Origin of the sequence: Micromonospora sp. BL4, assembly GCF_003667505.1 — a bacterium.
Taxonomy (GTDB): domain Bacteria; phylum Actinomycetota; class Actinomycetes; order Mycobacteriales; family Micromonosporaceae; genus Micromonospora.
Map to the genome: position 1 here is coordinate 97,493 of NZ_RCVJ01000114.1, position 17,702 is coordinate 115,194.

The window sequence follows — 17,702 nt, forward strand, 5'->3', positions numbered from 1 at the left end:
TACCTCTCCGAGAGGGGTCGGGTGACCTACGGGGTGTCGGCCCAGAGCCGAGGGGTCGGTCGGATGGCCGGGGACGGCGGAACGGCGGCGACGCTCAACATCGCGGCCAGCGGGGCCGGGTCGGCGCGGGCCTCGGCCGTCGGTCGGTCGTAGACCACCTGGCCGTACTCCAGCACCGCCACCCGGTCCGCGATCTCGATCGCGTGCTGGAGCTGCTGCTCGACGAGCAGCACGGTCAACCCGTCGGCGGCCAGGCCGCTGATCAGCTCACGCACCCGCGCGGCCAGGTCGGGGGCGAGCCCCTCACACGGTTCGTCGAGCAGCAGCACCCGTGGTTGACCGAGCAGCGCTCGGGCTATCGCCAGCATCTGCTGCTCGCCGCCGGACAGCTCGCAGCCGCGGTGCCGCAGCCGCACCGCCAGCCGGGGCAGCAGCTCAAGGATCCGCGCCACCGTCCAGCCCTCACCGCCGGGAGTCGCGGCCCGCCACGGCGCGGCCGCCAGGACGAGGTGCTCGGCCACCGTCAACCGGGAGAAGACCCGTCGGCCCTGCGGGACGAGACCGACCCCGGACTGGGCGATGCGGTGGGGTTGCCGGCCGGCCACCCGCACCCCGCCGATCTCGATGCGACCGCTGGAGGCTCGAACGAGGCCGGCGATCGTGTGCACGAGGGTGCTCTTGCCCGCGCCGTTGCGACCGACCACGGCCTGGATGCCGCCCGGAGGCACCCGCAGGCTCACCTCGTGCAGCACGATTCCGCCGGCGTAGCCGGCGCAGAGACGCTCCACACACAGCATCAGGACATCCCGTCGGCGTAGGCCTGCCGCACCAGCGGCGAGGTACGGATCTCGTCCGGCGCCCCGGCGGCCAACGTCCGGCCGTCGCGCAGCACGGTGACCGTGTCGGACAGGGCGTACACCAGGTCCAGCCGGTGTTCGACCAGCAGCACGGCGACCTCCCTGGGCAGCGCCCGGAGCAGCTCGGCCAGGCGGCCGACCTCGGTGGCGGACAGCCCGGCCGCCGGTTCGTCGAGCAGCAGCAGGCGGGGACGACCGGCAAGGGCCATGGCGATCTCCAACTGACGTCGTTGCCCGTGTGCGAGGTGGCCGGCGGGCACCGCCGCGACGTCGGTCAGGCCCATCTGGTCCAGCAGCGGGCCCGCCCGGTGCTGGGCGGCACGTCGACGTCCGCCGGGCCACCACCCGCGGCGCCGGGTGACCCGGGGCAGCGCGGCGACCACGACGTTGTCGGTCGCGGTGAGCGTCGCAAAGACCGCGGGCCGTTGGTGTATCCGGTTGATGCCTCGGCGGGCCCGCGCCGCCGGGCCGAGCCGGCTGACGTCCCGTCCGTTGAAGCGCACGGTGCCGCGGTGCGGCTTCGTCGACCCGCCGATCACGTTGAGCAGGGTCGTCTTGCCGGCGCCGTTGGGGCCGATGAGCGCGTGCCGCTGGCCGTCGTGGACGCACAGGTCGACGCCGGCGAGCGCGGCCAGCGAGCCGTAGCGCACGCTGACGTCCTGGGCGCTGAGCAGGCAGGTCATGCGCGTAGCTCCGGCACCGTCACGTGGTCGCGGGCCGCCGGCGCGTCGGGCCGGCTCGGCGGGGCGGCCGGCGGGCGCAGCCTGCCGCGAGGGCCCCGTACCCGGTTGACGCCGGTGGGCAGCAGGTAGACCGTCGCCACGAACAGCGCGCCCAGCACCAGCGGCGCGTGACCGGGCAGCACCCCGAACAGCCAGTCCCGGACGGCGATGACGAGCGCCGCGCCCACCAGGGCGCCACCAACCGAGGCCGTACCGCCGATGACGACACCGAGCAGCAGCAGCGCGGAGGTGTCGAAGCCGAAATCGGCGGGCGAGATGTACTGCTGGGCGACGACCAGCAGGGAGCCGGCGGCACCGGCTATCGCCCCCGCGGTGATGTGCGCGCCGGACAGGTGCAGCGGCACCCGGTGCCCACTGGCCCGCAGCCGGGTCTCGTCGTCCCGGCCGGCACGCAGCAGCAGCCCGAACCGGGTACGCAGCAGCAACAGCACCGCGCCGACCAGCGTCGCGACGACGACCAGCGTGTACAGGTAGCGCGCCTGGTCGGTGGCGAGCACCGGCAGCCCCCAGAACGGGCGGACCGGGGTGATGCCGGCCAACCCGTCCGTGCCACCGGTCACCGACCGCCAGCGGCCGAGGACGGTCACGACCAGTTCCCCGATGGCCAGAGTGATCATCAGGACGATCAAGCCTCGGGCGGGGACGACGAGCGGCACGGTCAACGCGGCCAGCACCGCCCCGGCGCCCGCCGCGACGGCGACCTGCACGACGCCGACGTCGGAGATCTGGCTGCCGAGCACCGCGCAGGCGTAGGCGCCGGCCGCGTACGGTGCGGTCTGGCCGAGGGTGGGCATGCCGGCGACGCCGGTGAGCAGCGCCACGCTCACCCCGACCAGGCCCAGCGCCAGCGTCCGGGCGAGGATCGCCGCGGTGTAGTCGTCGACCACCCAGGGCGCCACGACCAGGCCGGCCAGCACGAGCGCCGCGACGGCGCCACGCGCCCGGCGGATCAGCTCGTCCCTCATGTCACCCTCCGGCTGGTGGCGAAGCCACGCGCCCGCACGGCGAGGACGGCTGCCATGGCCGCGAACAGCAGAAACGGCGCGGCGGACGGCAGCAGCGCCACGCCCAGGGTCTGGATCTCCCCGATCGCGAGCGCGGCGAGCAGCGTGCCCGCCATCGACCCGAGGCCACCGAGGACGACGACCACCAGGGACAGCAACAGCACCGTGTCGGCGGTGTCCGTACCGGGGCCGATGATGGGCGCGCCCAGGACCCCGGCGGCGCCGGCCAGCGCGCCGGCGGCGGCGAGCACACCGGCCCGGATCCGCGCGGGACTGACCCCCATGCAGGCGACCATCTCCGCGTCGTCGACGGCGGCCCGGATCAGCATCCCGGCCCGGGTCCGTCGCACCGCGAGGTAGAGCCCGGCGGCGATCACCGCGGCGACGACGATGAAGACCAGCCGGTACGCGGCGTAACGGTGGCCGGCGACGACAACCGACCCGTCCAGGGCGGCGGGCACCTGGACCTGCGGATCGTCCGGCCCGAAGCCGGCGACGAGCAGGCTGCCGCCGGCCAGTGCCACCCCGAAGGTCAACAGCGCCTGGGTGAGGTGGTTGCCGGTGGCCACGGGTGTGAGCAGGCCGGCCAGCAGCACACCCGCCGCGGCGGCGGCCAGCACACCGACCCCCAGCGCCAACGCCAGGCTCGCCCAACCGCCGTCGAGCAGGGCGGCGGCGGTGTACCCGCCGATCGCGTAGAGCATGCCGTGCGCCAGGTTGAGGATGTTGGCGACGCCGAAACAGAAGACCAGACCCGACGCCGCGACGAAGACGAGCAGCCCGTAGGCGACCCCGTCCAGCGCAGGGATCAGGTACGGGTCGATCCGGTTCGTGCCGGCCGCCACCGCGATCACCGGCCGATGGTCGCGAGGTCACCCACGACGGTGTTGGACAGCGCCCGACCGTCCTGGCGGACCTGCCGCAGGTACCACTTCTGCACCGGGGAGTGCGTGGTGGTGGAGAACTGCCAGGTGCCGCGCGGGCTGGCGATCTGACCGAGCTGACCGATGGCCTTGTTGATGGCCTCCGGCGTCGGGTCGTTCCCGGCGGCCCCGATGGCCCGGTCCAGCACCGCCGCCGCGTCGTAGGAGGCCAACGCGTACGTCGTGGGGGAGCCGTCGTGCTTCGCCTTCCACGCCGCCACGAAGGCGCGGTTCTCGGCGTTGTCGAGGTCGGGCGAGTAGTTGAGCACCGAGTAGATGTCCCGGGCGGCTTCGCCCTGCGCGTTGAGCACGCCGCCCTCGGTGAGGAACCCGGCCGCGTACAGCGGGACGTCCTTGATCTCGGACTGCGCGTACTGCTTCACGAAGTCCACCGCGGCGCTGCCGGCGTAGAAGGTGTAGACGGCGGCGGCGCCGGACGCCTTGATCCGGGCGAAGTACGGGGTGAAGTTCGTCGTGGCCGGGAACGGCGTGAACGTGGTCTTGCCGTCCGGGTTGGCGAGCTTCCCGCCGGCCTTGTCGAACGCGTCGGTGAAACCACGCAGCTCGTCCCACCCGCCCTGGTAGTCCGGGCCGATCGCGTACACGGAGCCCTTCACGTTGTCCCGGACGTGCTGGGCGATCGCCGCCCCGGGCTCGTCGGAGAGGTACGAGGTGTGCCAGACCCGGGAGACCTCCTTGAGCTCGGGCCGGCCGTTGGAGCCCACGAGTGGCACCTTGGTCTCGTTGAGCAGGGGGTAGACACCGGCGACCGAGCCGCCACCGACGATGCCGGTGAGCGCGACCACGCGGTCCTGCTTGAGCAGTTTGGTCGCCGCCGGCACCGCGGTCGCGGCGCCGTTGCCCTCGTCGGCGACGACGAGGTCGACCTGACGGCCGCCGAGTTTGCCGTCGTGGGTGGCCAGGTAGAGCTCGAAGCCGTCGCGGATCTCCTTACCGACGGCCTGGTACGTCCCGGACAGCGACGCGAGCAGGCCGATCTTTATCGAGCCGCTGGCACTCGTGCCGGGCCCGTCGTCGCCGCAGGCCGTGCCGACGGACAGCACGAGCGCGAGCAACGAGGCGGTGACGGCACGGCTGCGCCGAGGGGTGGTGAGAGACATGTCTTCTCCAGGGGAAGGGAGGGGATGTCCGGCGTGGGGGCGCCGGGTGTCAGCGGCTGCGGGCCAGGGCGGCTCGGGCCGCGGGGGTCAGCGCGTCCCCGATCCGGTTGGCCAGCTCGGTCATCTCGTACGAGACCTTGCCGACGTCACACTCCGGCGCGGCGAGCACCAGCAGCGAGGCGCCGTCGTTGAAGGCCATCGAGAACATGAACCCGCCTTCGAGCTGTGTGACGTTGGAGATCACCGCGCCGGCGTCGAAGAAGGCCGCCGCGCCCCGCAGCAGGCTGACCAGCCCGCTGCCCGTCGCGGCGAGCTGGTCGGCGCGGTCCGGCGGCAGGTCGCGGGTGGCGGCCACCATCAGACCGTCGCTGGAGATGGCGATCGCATGGCTGACCTCGGTCGCGCGCGCGGCGAAGTTGTCCAGCAGCCAGCCGAGGTCCTGTTGGTCGCTCACGTGCTCTCCTGTCGCGTCATTTGTTGCCGAGGTTGATCGGGGTACGTCGTCGGGTCGCCACTCCGCGTGCGTACGCGGCCATCGCCGTGGCCACCTGGGCCGGGTCGCGGTATTCCGACCGTTGCTGCTGCTGGGGCACGGTCACGCCACCGGGCACGAGATGCCGTTGCGGCTGTCGTTTGGGCAGGCCGGACGTCGTGGTCGTGGCGACCTCGGGAGTGTGTGCCTCGGCGGCGGTACGCCAGGCGTCGTCGGCCGGGCTGGACCACTCCCGGCCGTCGTGCCCGTCGACGACGTCGGTGTGGAACCAGTGGTTGACCTGTTCGAAGATGAGCAGCTCCTCGGTCGGCGCCTCACCCCGGCTCGTGGGCGCGGGGGCGGGTCGGAACACCGGCGCCGCCGGCAGGGTCCGCTCGACCGGGGGGTGCCCGGCGGTGGGCTGCGGACGCGGCTGGTACGGCGGTGGAGGGTTGGTCGTACGGGCCGCCCGGCGGGACAACCGGCCGGGCGCGAGCAGGTACTCCTCCGGTGGCAGAGACCGGATCATCGCCGCGGGCAGGGTCGCCTCGGCGAGGGTGCCGCGTCGGGGGCCGCGTCGCAGTTGGACGCTCGCCCCCAGCCGGGCCGCGAGCTGGCCCACGACGACCAGGCCCATCGCGCGCACGGCGGCGACGTCGATGGCCGGCGGCCGGGCCAGCAGTTCGTTGAGCTGTTGCAGCCGGTGCGGGGACAACCCCACGCCCTCGTCGCTGATCTGGACGATGACCCGGTCCCCGAGGCTCCGGCCGGTGACCCATGCCTCGCTCCCCGGTGGCGAGTACGTCGTCGCGTTGTCCATGAGTTCGGCGAGCAGGTGCACGACCTCGTCGACGGACTTGGCCGCCACGGCGACGTCCCCGTCGACCATGCCGAGCCGGATCCGCGCGTAGTGCTCGATCTGGGACAGCGCCGCCTGGAGCACCTGTTGCAGCGGCACGTCGTGCTGGCGTACCCGGCCCACGCCGACGCCGCCGAGCACCAGCAGGCTGGCGTTGATCCGTCCCATCCGGGTGGCCAGGTTGTCCAGTGTGTAGAGCTGGTGGAGGCGGTCGGGGTCGGTCTCGTCCCGCTCGACCAGGTCCACCTGGGCCAGGACGGCGTCGACCAGCCGCTGCTCACGGCGGCTCAGGTGGATGAAGATGTCGGCGGTGTTGGCGCGCATGACCGCCTGTTCGGCGGCGGTCCGCACCGCGGCCCGGTGCACGGCGCTGAACGCCTGGCCCAGCTCGCCGATCTCGTCGTCGCTGGATGGTTCGAGGGCGGCGCTGGACTGCTGGCGGGCCAGCTCGTGCGGGTCGACGGCGGCGCTGCCGGGCTGCTGGAGCCGGGCCACCACGGCCGGGAGCTGTTCGAACGCGACGGCGTTGGCCGCGTCGCGCAGGCGACGCAGCCGACGGGTGATCTGCCGGGCGACAGCCCAGGTCACCAACGCGGTCAGCAGCAGCGCCAGGAGGACGCCGACAGCCTCGGCCACCGCCCGGCGGCGCTGGTCGGTGTGCGCGGCCCGGACGTCGTCGAGCACCGCGTCGTCGACCCGGCCCCGCAGCTCGGACAGGCGGGCGGCGCGGTCCTGCGTCGTGGACACCCAGGAGTCGGTCGCCAGTTGCAGTCGCGCCCCCGGCTGGGCTCGGGACACCTCGTCCTGCATCCGTTGCAGGACGAGCGCCTCCTTGCCGGTGCCGACCTGGTCCCACCAGAGGCTCCAGTCGGGTGGCGCCAGGGCGAGGAACGACAGGCTGGATTCGGTGTAGCTGGTCCGGGCGGCGGTGATGTCCTGCTGCATGGCGGGCGTCAGCTCGCCGGCCGCGGCCGCGCGGAGCACGGCGACCTGCTGCTGACCGATCGCCTCGGCCGTCTTCGACAGTGCTGCCGAGGCCCGGATCCCGTCGGCGAGCTGAGCGTTGACCACTCCGTGCGAGACGTTCTCCCGGAAATTGATCAGGTCGGCGATCGCGATGCGGTAGCTGAAGGTCATCGCCGACACCGAGGCGTGCGCCGCCGTGCGCACCTGCGTCCGCAGCGGAGCGAGGCCGTCCAGGGCCGCGTCGATGCGGCGCAGGAGGGGCCGGTTGGCGTCGGCGTCGGCGGGCACCCGGTCGCGCTGGCGACGGTAGCGAGCGACGGCGTCGTCGGTGGCGGCCATTTCCGTGCCGAAGGCGTCCTGCTGTTCGGTGGCGGCGTAGGTGAGCAGGTCGGCGGCGGCGATGCGCTCGCGTTGCAGCCGGTAGGCCAGGTCGCCGGCCTCGGCGCCGAGACGCGCCAGCACCTCCAGGTCGCTGGCGCGGGTCGTCTGACGTGCGCTCTCGGTCAGTGCCAGGCCGGCGAACCCGATCACGGCGACCAACGGCGCCGCGACGATGAGGCGCATCCGCCCCGCAATCTTCCAACCGCGTCGCCGGGTCGGGTAGGGTCGGGCCGCGTGGGACCTCGTGCTCGACGCCAAGATTGACTCCCACGACTCGTCGATGACGGTCTATACGCACCTTGCTGAATGCAAGTCCCATTCGGCCGGAACGCGCGGCCGGAGACCAGACCTGACCGTGGTACAAACTGCCCGTACCAGCATCTGTACCCAGAGTCAGCGGCCGGTGACGCGCCGGGGGCGACCCGGGGTGGCGAGGGTCAGCGCTGGTCGTCGTGGGGGCCGGCGGCCCGGGGCCGCGCACCGTCGTCCGGGTCGGGCTGGCCGTTGAGCACCTGACCGATCAGCTCACGCAACTCGTCGATGGCGTCCACCACCGCGCCCGGGTCGCGCGCGTCGCGCCGACCACGCTGGTGCGGCACCGGTGGATCCGGTCGCACCGGGTCCGGGGAGCGGGGGCCGCGGCGACCATCGGCCGCCAGTTGCTCGGCCGCGACCTGCGGCCACAGCGCCGCCAGTCGCCCGCCGGTGTCGAGGACGTCGTCGCAGCGGACCGCGAACTCGTGACTGCCGAAGCGGCGACCCGACTCCACCGCCGCGACCGTCTCCCGGCTGAACCGCACCAGATCCGCCAGCGCGCGCTGCGTCAGGCCCCGTCTGACCCGGCAGCTGCGGAGCTCCCATCGGAACCGCGCACTGGCGGCGGAGTGAGCAGCGCTCGACGGGGACGTGTGTTCCATGCGCTCACCTTCATGGCACCAGCAAATCGACAGTGGGCGTCCGATCGAGATTAGCCGACGGGCCGAACATTCATAGGGGGCAATTCTTAACCCAGGATGGTATGGGTGTGAAGACGTTGGCCGACATGGATCGTCGAGGAAAGCGCGACCAGGGTGCGACGGACTCGCTCCGGGACGCCGCCGTGCGGGGCGGGCCCGATCGCCCCATACCCGATCCGTCCGCAGGTCAACCCCGCTCGCATGCGGACGGATCGCCGTCCTGGTCAGACGACGTGCATCCCGGCGCCCGTCGCACCCAGCACCGTCGGGTCGTCGGCCGGCCCGACGATATCGATTGTTGCGACCAGTGTGTGGTGTGCGCGAAATGCAACATTGGGTTTGTAGGAACGACGTTGCTCCGGTGTTAGCCGTAGGCCAGGAATGGCGGCCGCGAGTCGGCTGAGTGCGACCCCGGCCTCCAGTCGCGCCAATGCCGCGCCGATGCAGAAATGTGGTCCGTGGCCGAAGGACAGGTGATCTCTGCCGTCCGAGCGGTGCGGGTCGAACCGGTCCGGGTGGGCGAACACCGCGGGGTCCCGGTTCGCGGCGCCGATCAGCAGCAGGCAGCGTGCCCCCGCCGGGATGGTGACCTCCCCCAGGGTGACCTCTCTGCGGGTCACCCGGAGCCAGCCGTCGATGGCGGGCGCGAACCGCAGTGTCTCGGCCACGAACGCGGGGACGGACCGCGGGTCGGCGGCGATCGCCCGCCACCGCTGCGGGCTGGACAGCGCCTGGTCGAGGGCGTGGGCGAGCAGCCCGGCGGTGGTCTCGTGGCCGGCGACCAGGAGGTTGAACGCGAGGCTCGCCACCTCGTTCTCCGTCAGCACGGCGTCATCGTCGTCGCGGTACATCAGGGACCGGCTGATGAAGTCGTCGCCGAGGTGTCCACTGTCGGCCCGCTGGCGGACCAGTTCCTGGCAGTAGTGCCAGAACTCCAGCAGACCCCGCGCCAGGCGTACCTGTTCCTCAGGGTCGGGCTGCCCCCAGATGAGGGCGATCTGGCCGTCCGCCCAGCGCCGGATCCGTGCGATGTCGGCGTCGGGCACTCCGAGGATGTCCAGGACGACCAGCAGGGGAAGCTCGGTGGCGAACTCCCGGATCAGATCGACCTGTTCGCCCTGGCGCGCGACGAGCCGGGACACCAGCTGGTCGACGCGGCGACGCACGATCTGGCCGTAGTCGGCCTCGACCCGGTCGGGGGTGTTCGCGAAGGTCGCGCGAAGGGCCCGGCGGGTGCGGGGGTGTACGGGTGGATCCGCGGCGGCGGTGGTGGGCGGCGCGTCGATCTGCATGATCACGCTCATCGCCTCCGGGCAGACCTCGTAGACCGGAGCGAGGGTGAGGGCGTTGGCGAACGTCCCGGCATCGGCGAGAGCGCGCCGGACGTGCTCGTGCCTGCTGATCAACCACAGGCCCAGATCTTCGGCGTGGTGCACCCCGGCGGGATCGTCGAGAATGCGTCGCCACACGCTGGCCGGATCGGTGAGATAGGCTCCGGTGAACGGATTCAACCGCATGTGACGCCTCCTGTTGCGCGCGGCGTGAAATCGGCAGCGCCCCCATTCAACGAACCGCTTCAGCCGGGCCGATAATGGCGCTCATCTGCCTCTTGCTCTTCACGGTGCGCTGACCAGCTGCACAAGTCAAGATTGGTCGACGTCTATTTATTGGACGTCATAATTGCGTGGTGCAACGGACGGGTCAATCCGAGCCGGATGCAAGTTGCGAGCCGGTCCTTGCCCGAGTCAGCCCAGCTGGGGAGGTCGCATCGGTGCGTCGGAAACCCGAAGGTGAACGCCGTGTCGGTCATGGCCGGCCAGGACGCCGCGTCCGATCGAACAGGGACGGACCCGATCGCGCCGACCACGATGGGCGGTGAAAGAACAGGTCGCCGCATTTCCCTCATAACCGGGAAACGACACCCGCGACAGCAGGTGACGCTGGTCCGATCGCCGGCGCGATTACACCGAGCCGACGAACTGGCTGACGTGGTAGGCGGTGCTGCGGCCGTCCGGTGTGCGGGTCCACTTCGACACCATCAGGTGCAGGTCGTTGGCGTCGCGACTGGACCAGGGGTGGATGAATCCACCGTAGAGGCCGGGCTCCTGCCAACTCGTCACCTGGATCTTCTCCGCCGTCCACGCCTGGTCCGGCCCGGACGCGGTCCGGGTGACCACACACCCGTTCTGGCAGTTCAGGTACGACATCACCCAGGTGCCGTCAGCCAGGCGGCGTACGGACGGCTCGCCGAAGCGGCCGGTGAGGATGGCGGTGCAGGGCCGTCCCCAACCCCAGTTCGCGCCGTTCCAGCCCCACCCCTCATACGATTCCGGGTAGAAGAGGCGGTCCCACCGGACGCGACGCAGCATCATCGGGCCGTTCTGGCGGCCTGCTCGTACGGAGAAGACGTAGACGTGATCCCCGGCCCTCTGCATGGTCCACATTTGGAACGGGTCCCTGTTGTCCGGGCTGTTCCACCACTTCAGCGGCGTACGAACGAAGTCGTTGCCGTTGTCGGAGTAGGCCAGCCCCGCGTAGCGCGACCTCCAGTGCGGCCCCGCGGGGCCGGCGGAGTTCCAGTTCTCGATGCTCATGTACGAGATGAGCTGCCGGCCGGTCTCGGGGAAGCTGATGCCGTCGTTGGGGATGACGGTCACCTCCGGAAGGCCGTCGATGCCGATGCCGTGGTGGCCGTTGTGCATCAGCTCCGGGGCGCGACCGTTGCCCGCGACTCGTGCCGCGCTGTCGAAGACCACTCCGCCCGGCGCGCCCGGGTGGATGGCGGAGCGCAACATGACCGGTGACCGCCAGTCGTTCGGCAGCGGTGGGCCCTCGGGCCACGGCGTGTTGAAGGTGTCACCGAAGAGGTAGCCGATCGACCCGTTCTCCAGCACGTAGGGGATGCCCAGGTCGGTGCCGGCGACCCGCCACCGGCTGTTGGTGTCGAGGTCCGCGCCGGTCAGCCGCTTCTTCCACGCCGCTGCCTGTGCCGGTCCGGCCGCCGTCAGGACGGCTCCGGCGCTGCCGAGGGCGCCGGCGGCGCCGACCGCGGCGAGGCGACCGATGAACGTGCGGCGACGCATACCCATGGGGGTCCCCTGCTGGAGAGCGGCTGGACATCGATTACCGGCGAGTAAACCTGCGACGACCGTCGATGTCAATGGCTGCCCACTCCTGGCAGCACTGTGAAGAAAATCTTCAGCGGACATTGACAGAAGTCGTCGTCCTGATGCCACACTCAGCAATCGATATCCGCGCCGGTGACAGCTACGCGAAGCCAGCAAGCTGACCCCCCGACCTCGCGAGGAGCACCGTGAGACGTACTCTCCTGGCCCTGTTGGTCGCCCTCGGCGCGGCCGTGGCGACGGTCGCGGCGGCGCCGGCCCACGCCGAACCGATCGGCACCCTGGCCTGCCCGTCCATCCCCGCCTACCGCGACCCCGCCGTGACCCTGGTGGTCTACCGGGTCGCGCGCGCCCACAACGCCAACGACAAGGTGACGCTGTCCGCCTTCGAGGCGGGCTGGGTCGAGTCGCACATGAACAACCTGCCGTGTGGCGACAAGTCGTCGCTCGGGGTGTTCCAGCAGCGCTGGGACTACGGGTGGGGCACGCCGGAGCAGATCATGGATCCGGTCTACGCCAGCACCCAATACGTGACCAGGGCGATCGTCTGCGACCGCAACAACCCGGGGTACAGCGCGGGTCAGGTCGCCCAGTGTGTGCAACGGTCGGGCTTCCCCGACCGGTACGACCAGGTGGCCGCCGTCGCCCGGGCCCAGCTCGACGAGGCGGCCCGTACCCACGCCATCGCCGGCGGTTCCGCCACCGACGTCACGGGCGACGGTCGCGACGACATCGTCACCTTCACCCAGAACACTCTCGCCGACGTCTACGTCGGCGCCTCCACCGGTGCCTCCTTCGCCGGCACCTCCGTGAAGTGGAACGACTTCTTCTCCATCGGTGGGGAGACCGCCTCGACCGGCGACGTCAACGGCGACGGCAGGGACGACATCGTCACCTTCGCCCACAGCAACACCGGCGACGTCTACGTCGCGCTGTCCACCGGCACCTCCTTCGGCGGCGGCCTGAAGTGGCACGACTGGTTCGCTCCGGGGGCGGAGATCGGCGCGGTCGGCGACGTCAACGGCGACGGCCGGGACGACATCGTCGCGTTCACCCACAACCCCGCCGGCGACGTGTACGTCGCCCTCTCCACCGGCACCTCGTTCGGACCCGGCCTGAAATGGCACGAGTACTTCAGCCCGTTCGGCGAGTTCCCGGCCCTCGGCGATGTCAACGGGGACGGCCGGGATGACATCATCACGTTCACGCAGGGGCCGGCCGCGGCGTCGGACGTGATCGTCGCCCTGTCGTCGGGTGGTTCGTTCGGCGCCCCGCAGACGTGGCACGACCTGTTCGCCGTCGGCGCGGAACAGCCCCGGGTCGGGGACATCAACGGTGACGGCCGCGACGACATCGTGACGTTCACCTGCAACGCCGACGCGGACGTCTACGCGGCCGTCTCCACCGGCACGGGCTTCGTCGGGACCACCGTCAAGTGGAACGACTTCTTCTGCCTGGCCGGGGAGTTCCCCTACCTCGGCGACGCCAACGGCGACGGCAGGGACGACATCATCGTGTTCACCAAGGGCGCGACCAACGACGTTCACGTCGGACTCTCCACCGGCACCGGCTTCCTCGGCGCCACCAAATGGCACGACTACTTCGGCCTCAACGGCGAGGCGACGCTGTGACCGGCGAACCGGAGGCCCCCATGCGACTGACCAGGCTCTCGTGGCGCGCCTGCGCCCTGCTCGTGGCGGCGGCGCTCGCCGGCCAGATGACGGCGACGCCGGCGGCCGCCTCCCCACCCGTCGCCGCCGGTCCACTCGCCGCGGCCTTCGACCGGGCCGCCGGCGAGTTCGACGTACCACGGGACCTGCTGGTCGCGGTCGCCTACGGTGAGTCGCGCCTGAAGGACCACGGCGGCCTGCCCAGCCAGGCCAACGGATACGGCGTCATGCACCTCGTCAGCAACCCCACCCAGCACAGCCTCGAACGGGCGGCCACGCTCACCGGCGAACCCGTCGACCGGTTGCGCTCGGTCACCTCGGTCAACGTCCGGGGCGGCGCCGCGGTGCTCCGCGACCTGGCCGACAGCGAAGGGCTGACGCCTGGTGCGCGGGACCGGCTCTCCGCCTGGTATCCGGTCGTGGCGCGGTACAGCGCCGCCGTCAACGACGCGACGGCCCGGCTCTACGCCGACCACGTCTACGACCTCCTGCGAGGCGGCATCGCGGCCGGCACGGTACGGGTCGTGCCCTCACCGGTCCGCCCCGAACTCGGCCGTTACGCGCGGGTCGCCCCCGCGGGCGCCGCCGGTCCGCACCTCGCCGCCGCGGCGGTGCCGGAGTACGGGCCGGCCCGCTGGGTCCCCGCCTACGGCGGCAACTACCAGGCGGGCCGATCGTCGCGGATCACCACCGTGGTGGTGCACGTGACCCAGGGGTCGTACGCGGGCACGGTGAGCTGGTTCCAGAACCCGTCGGCCGGGGTCAGCGCGCACTACGTCGTGAAGTCGAGCAACGGTGAGGTCACCCAGATGGTGCGCGAGGGCGACACGGCCTACCACGCGCGTTCGGCCAATCCGTACTCCGTCGGTATCGAGCACGAGGGGTTCGTGGACAACCCGGCCTGGTTCACCGATGCCATGTACCGGTCGTCAGCCGCGTTGACCCGCTACCTCTGCGACAGGTACGGGCTGCCGAAGAACCGGACAGCGATCAAGGGGCATCACGAGATGCCCGGCAACGACCACACCGATCCCGGCCCGAACTGGAACTGGAACTACTACATCTCGCTGGTCAACGCCGGTGGTTCGGGCGGTCGGTACCTGGCGGGATCACCGACGGACTTCACCGGTGACGGTCGGGACGACGTGGTCGCCTTCACGCAGGGCAGCTTGAACGACGTCTACGTGGCCGCCTCCACCGGCAGTGCCTTCGCCGGCACCTCCGTGAAGTGGAACGACTTCTTCGGTCTCACCGGCGAAACCCTGCTCACCGGAGACGTGAACGGCGACGGCAGGGACGACATCATCGCGTTCACCCACGGCACCCTCGCCGACGTGTACGTGGCCCTGTCCACCGGCACGAGCTTCGGCGGTGGAGTGAAGTGGCACGACTGGTTCGCGCCGGGGGCCGAGGTCGCCGCCGTCGGCGACGTCAACGGCGACGGCCGCGACGACATCGTCGCCTTCACCCACGACACCAACGCCGACGTGTACGTGGCGCTGTCCACCGGCACCGGCTTCGGGCCCGGCGTGAAATGGCACGAGTACTTCTCGATCCCCGGGGAGTACCCGGCCCTCGGCGACGTCAACGGCGACGGCCGGGACGACATCATCACCTTCACGCAGGGGCCGGCCACGGCGTCGGACGTGATCGTCGCCCTGTCGTCGGGCAGTTCGTTCGGCGCCCCGCAGACGTGGCACGACCTGTTCGCCGTCGGATCGGAACAGCCCCGGGTCGGGGACATCAACGGTGACGGCCGCGACGACATCGTGACGTTCACCTGCAACGCCGACGCGGACGTCTACGCGGCCGTCTCCACCGGCACCTCGTTCGCCGGCACCACCGTCAAGTGGAACGACTTCTTCTGCCTGGCCGGCGAGTTCCCCTACCTCGGCGACGCCAACGGCGACGGCAGGGACGACATCATCGTGTTCACCAAGGGCAGCCTCAACGACGTCTACGTCGGCCTCTCCACCGGCACCGGCTTTTCCGGCGCCACCAAATGGCACGACTACTTCGGCCTCAACGGCGAAACGACCCTCTGAGCACTCGACAGGAGCACGCCATGTTCCGGCATTCGCGTACCCCCGCGCGTCGCGCCCTGGTCGCGCTTCTCACCCTGGCCGCGGCGGTCCTGGCCGCCGTGGTGGCGCCGCCCTCACCCGCGTTCGCGGCACCGAACTTCAAGGCGCCGTTCCCCTGCGGGCAACGGTGGACGTACGACCACCACAGCGCCGAGGTCCGACAGGCGCTGGACTTCGTCCGCGCCGACGGCGGCACCACCGGAGGAACACCGCAGGTCGCCTCCGCCGCCGGTGTGGCGCGGCACTACTCGCAGCCCAGCGGGGCTGGCAACTACATCGTCATCGATCACGGAGGCGGCTGGACCACCTACCACTTCCACCTCAGCGCCTACTCGGTGCCCAACGGCGCGTACGTGCAGCAGGGCCAGCAGATCGGCATCACGGGCAGCACGGGAAACTCCTCCGGGCCGCACGTCCACTACGAGCAGCTCTACAACGGCGTCGGGCAGACGATCGCCATCAACGGCGTCTCGCTCGCCCCGTACCCCGCCCAGTACAACCAGAAGTACCTGGTCAGTGACAACTGCGGCGGGTCGTCCGGCGGCCGGTACCTGGCCGGCTCGCCGACGGACTTCACCGGCGACGGCCGCGACGACATCGTCGCGTTCACCCGTGGATCGTTCAACGACGTGTACGTGTCGCCGTCCACCGGATCCTCGTTCGCCGGGACGTCGGTGAAGTGGAACGACTTCTTCGGACTGAACGACGAGACGCTGCTGTCCGGGGACTTCAACGGCGACGGGCGCGACGACATCGTGGCGTTCACCCACGGTTCGCTGGCCGACGTGTACGTGGCACTGTCGAACGGGTCGTCGTTCGCGGGCGCCACGAAGTGGCATGACTGGTTCGCGCCGAACGCCGAGGTCGCCGCGGTGGGGGACGTCAACGGCGACGGCCGCGACGACATCGTCGCCTTCACCCACGACGGCGCCGGGGACGTGTACGTCGCACTGTCCGCCGGGTCGTCGTTCACCGGCACGGCGCTCAAGTGGCACGAATACTTCTCGATTGCCGGTGAGTACCCGGCCCTCGGCGACGTCAACGGCGACGGCAGGGACGACATCATCACCTTCACCCAGGGGCCGGCCACGGCGTCGGACGTGATCGTCGCCCTCTCGACGGGCAGTTCGTTCGGCGCCCCGCAGACGTGGCACGACCTGTTCGCCGTCGGAACGGAACAGCCCCGGGTCGGGGACATCAACGGCGACGGCCGCGACGACATCGTGACGTTCACCTGCAACGCCGACGCGGACGTCTACGCGGCCGTCTCCACCGGCACCTCGTTCGCCGGCACCACCGTCAAGTGGAACGACTTCTTCTGCCTGCCCGGCGAGTTCCCCTACCTGGGTGACTACGACGGCGACGGCAGGGACGACGTCATCGCCTTCACCAAGGGCAGCCTCAACGACGTCTACGTCGGCCTCTCGACCGGCACCGCCTTCGGCGGCGGCGTCAAGTGGCACGACTTCTTCGGCCTGCCCAACGAGACGACCCTCTGACCCGCCCGTCCGTACGCGGCCTCTCCGCCGCGCACTGTTCATCCAGGACCTCAACGGCACGCTCGGGCTCCTGCGCGGCGCAGGCTGAGCGGCGACGCGGCGGAACCGTGAATCCTTCGGGTCTGACGAATGCCCCAATACTCCTGATAAGTCCCTGAATGCCCTATACCTTCGAGTCGGCCTTCTCGATGGTCGAGAGGGGGACTGAAAAGAGCAGAGGCAAACGTGAGACTCATCCGGCGACTTCCGGCTATCGGGGCAATGGCCGTCGCGGCCTCAGGCGCCGTGGCCCTGTCCACTGTGACTCCCGCGATCGCGGCGCCCGGCGACGCCAGCGCCCGGGGAGTGGTGGTCGACCTGTCCGCAACGGTCCTGGGCACGACGGTCATCACCGCGGACGCGGTCATCGGCTCGGCCACCGCACCCGCGGGCGGCGGCACCGACACCGACACCGCGCTGGCGATCGCCATTCCGGGCGCCCTCGGGGTCACCGCCACCGGCACCGTCGTCGAGGTCAGCGCCACCCGTGGTGAGACCGCCTCGTCGGCGAACGCCGAGATCGCGGATCTGGCCCTGGCCGTCCTCGGCACCCCGGTCATCGACGCCGACGTGATCACCGCGGCGGTCACCTGCCCGCAGGTCGGCGCCCAGACCGCCGACACCACCTTCGTCGGGCTGGAGCTGTTCGGCGAGCCGGTCGAGCTGCTCCCGGACACGCCCGGCGTCACCGCGAGCGCCGCGGTCACCGTCCCCGGCCTGGTGGAGGCCGCTCTCAACGCGACGCTCACCAACGTGGAGACCGTCACCGAAGACGGCGCTGTCGCCATCGCCGTGCAGGCGACGCTGACCCTGACCGGCAGCGTCGTCGGCGGGCCGCTGCTCGACATCCCGGTCGGTACCGTCATCCTCGCCGAGGCGCGTTGCGAGCGTCCGCTGGGCCCGTCGCCGACACCGACACCGACCCAGCCCACACCGGCGCCGACCCAGCCCACGGCGCCTCCGACGGACGACCCGACGCAGCCGCCCACGGCCACCCCCACCC

General features: G+C 71.2%; 14 protein-coding genes. 4 read left to right on the forward strand and 10 right to left on the reverse strand.

Annotated features, from left to right (window positions below; translation table 11 throughout):
- Positions 1 to 26: 26 nt before the first annotated feature.
- From EAD89_RS12095 to EAD89_RS12135, 10 genes are all read right to left on the reverse strand, one after another.
- On the reverse strand, positions 27 to 797 hold the full coding sequence (locus EAD89_RS12095) for an ABC transporter ATP-binding protein (RefSeq protein ID WP_121675759.1): 771 nt from the start codon (positions 795 to 797) through the stop codon (positions 27 to 29).
- Complete coding sequence (locus EAD89_RS12100; protein ID WP_121655066.1) at positions 797 to 1,540, reverse strand: ABC transporter ATP-binding protein; 744 nt, start codon at positions 1,538 to 1,540, stop codon at positions 797 to 799. The genes EAD89_RS12095 and EAD89_RS12100 overlap by 1 nt, the downstream gene beginning before the upstream one ends.
- Entirely contained in the window at positions 1,537 to 2,565 is a 1,029-nt protein-coding gene (locus tag EAD89_RS30720) for a branched-chain amino acid ABC transporter permease (protein WP_199733489.1), read from the reverse strand. The genes EAD89_RS12100 and EAD89_RS30720 overlap by 4 nt, the downstream gene beginning before the upstream one ends.
- Entirely contained in the window at positions 2,562 to 3,458 is an 897-nt protein-coding gene (locus EAD89_RS30725; protein ID WP_199723441.1) for a branched-chain amino acid ABC transporter permease, read from the reverse strand. The genes EAD89_RS30720 and EAD89_RS30725 overlap by 4 nt, the downstream gene beginning before the upstream one ends.
- The gene (locus EAD89_RS12110) at positions 3,455 to 4,648 is read right to left on the reverse strand and encodes an ABC transporter substrate-binding protein (protein WP_121655065.1); all 1,194 of its coding nucleotides are present in this window, start codon (positions 4,646 to 4,648) and stop codon (positions 3,455 to 3,457) included. The genes EAD89_RS30725 and EAD89_RS12110 overlap by 4 nt, the downstream gene beginning before the upstream one ends.
- Before the next feature lie 49 nt (positions 4,649 to 4,697).
- Entirely contained in the window at positions 4,698 to 5,102 is a 405-nt protein-coding gene (locus tag EAD89_RS12115; protein ID WP_089021419.1) for a roadblock/LC7 domain-containing protein, read from the reverse strand.
- Positions 5,103 to 5,118: 16 nt separating this feature from the next.
- Positions 5,119 to 7,509 (reverse strand): nitrate- and nitrite sensing domain-containing protein, encoded by a 2,391-nt coding sequence (locus EAD89_RS12120; protein WP_121675760.1) that lies wholly within the window; start codon positions 7,507 to 7,509, stop codon positions 5,119 to 5,121.
- A gap of 254 nt (positions 7,510 to 7,763) precedes the next feature.
- On the reverse strand, positions 7,764 to 8,243 hold the full coding sequence (locus EAD89_RS12125; protein WP_121675761.1) for a helix-turn-helix transcriptional regulator: 480 nt from the start codon (positions 8,241 to 8,243) through the stop codon (positions 7,764 to 7,766).
- A gap of 263 nt (positions 8,244 to 8,506) precedes the next feature.
- Complete coding sequence (locus EAD89_RS12130) at positions 8,507 to 9,799, reverse strand: cytochrome P450 (RefSeq protein ID WP_121675762.1); 1,293 nt, start codon at positions 9,797 to 9,799, stop codon at positions 8,507 to 8,509.
- 444 nt (positions 9,800 to 10,243) lie between these two features.
- Positions 10,244 to 11,371, reverse strand: a complete 1,128-nt coding sequence (locus EAD89_RS12135; RefSeq protein ID WP_121675763.1) for a DUF4185 domain-containing protein — start codon at positions 11,369 to 11,371, stop codon at positions 10,244 to 10,246.
- A gap of 224 nt (positions 11,372 to 11,595) precedes the next feature.
- Between EAD89_RS12135 and EAD89_RS12140 the strand changes: the two genes are divergently transcribed.
- The 4 genes from EAD89_RS12140 to EAD89_RS12155 all read left to right on the forward strand — a co-directional run.
- Positions 11,596 to 13,038, forward strand: a complete 1,443-nt coding sequence (locus EAD89_RS12140) for a VCBS repeat-containing protein (protein ID WP_121675764.1) — start codon at positions 11,596 to 11,598, stop codon at positions 13,036 to 13,038.
- Between the two features lie 20 nt (positions 13,039 to 13,058).
- Positions 13,059 to 15,122: an N-acetylmuramoyl-L-alanine amidase gene (locus EAD89_RS12145; protein ID WP_121675774.1), complete on the forward strand. Its 2,064-nt coding sequence runs from the start codon at positions 13,059 to 13,061 to the stop codon at positions 15,120 to 15,122.
- 20 nt (positions 15,123 to 15,142) lie between these two features.
- Positions 15,143 to 16,660, forward strand: a complete 1,518-nt coding sequence (locus EAD89_RS12150; RefSeq protein WP_121675765.1) for a VCBS repeat domain-containing M23 family metallopeptidase — start codon at positions 15,143 to 15,145, stop codon at positions 16,658 to 16,660.
- A 300-nt stretch (positions 16,661 to 16,960) separates the two neighbouring features.
- Positions 16,961 to 17,702 (forward strand): hypothetical protein (locus EAD89_RS12155; protein WP_147458794.1); only part of this gene is annotated, 742 nt, incomplete at its 3' end.

Coding starts and splice junctions, on each gene's coding strand:
- EAD89_RS12150 (WP_121675765.1), top strand. CDS start 15,143: ATGTTCCGGCATTCGCGTACCCCCGCGCGTCGCGCCCTGGTCGCGCTT.
- EAD89_RS12135 (WP_121675763.1), bottom strand. CDS start 11,371: ATGGGTATGCGTCGCCGCACGTTCATCGGTCGCCTCGCCGCGGTCGGC.
- EAD89_RS12100 (WP_121655066.1), bottom strand. CDS start 1,540: ATGACCTGCCTGCTCAGCGCCCAGGACGTCAGCGTGCGCTACGGCTCG.
- EAD89_RS12145 (WP_121675774.1), top strand. CDS start 13,059: ATGCGACTGACCAGGCTCTCGTGGCGCGCCTGCGCCCTGCTCGTGGCG.
- EAD89_RS30720 (WP_199733489.1), bottom strand. CDS start 2,565: ATGAGGGACGAGCTGATCCGCCGGGCGCGTGGCGCCGTCGCGGCGCTC.
- EAD89_RS12130 (WP_121675762.1), bottom strand. CDS start 9,799: ATGCGGTTGAATCCGTTCACCGGAGCCTATCTCACCGATCCGGCCAGC.
- EAD89_RS12095 (WP_121675759.1), bottom strand. CDS start 797: ATGCTGTGTGTGGAGCGTCTCTGCGCCGGCTACGCCGGCGGAATCGTG.
- EAD89_RS12125 (WP_121675761.1), bottom strand. CDS start 8,243: ATGGAACACACGTCCCCGTCGAGCGCTGCTCACTCCGCCGCCAGTGCG.
- EAD89_RS12110 (WP_121655065.1), bottom strand. CDS start 4,648: ATGTCTCTCACCACCCCTCGGCGCAGCCGTGCCGTCACCGCCTCGTTG.
- EAD89_RS12120 (WP_121675760.1), bottom strand. CDS start 7,509: ATGCGCCTCATCGTCGCGGCGCCGTTGGTCGCCGTGATCGGGTTCGCC.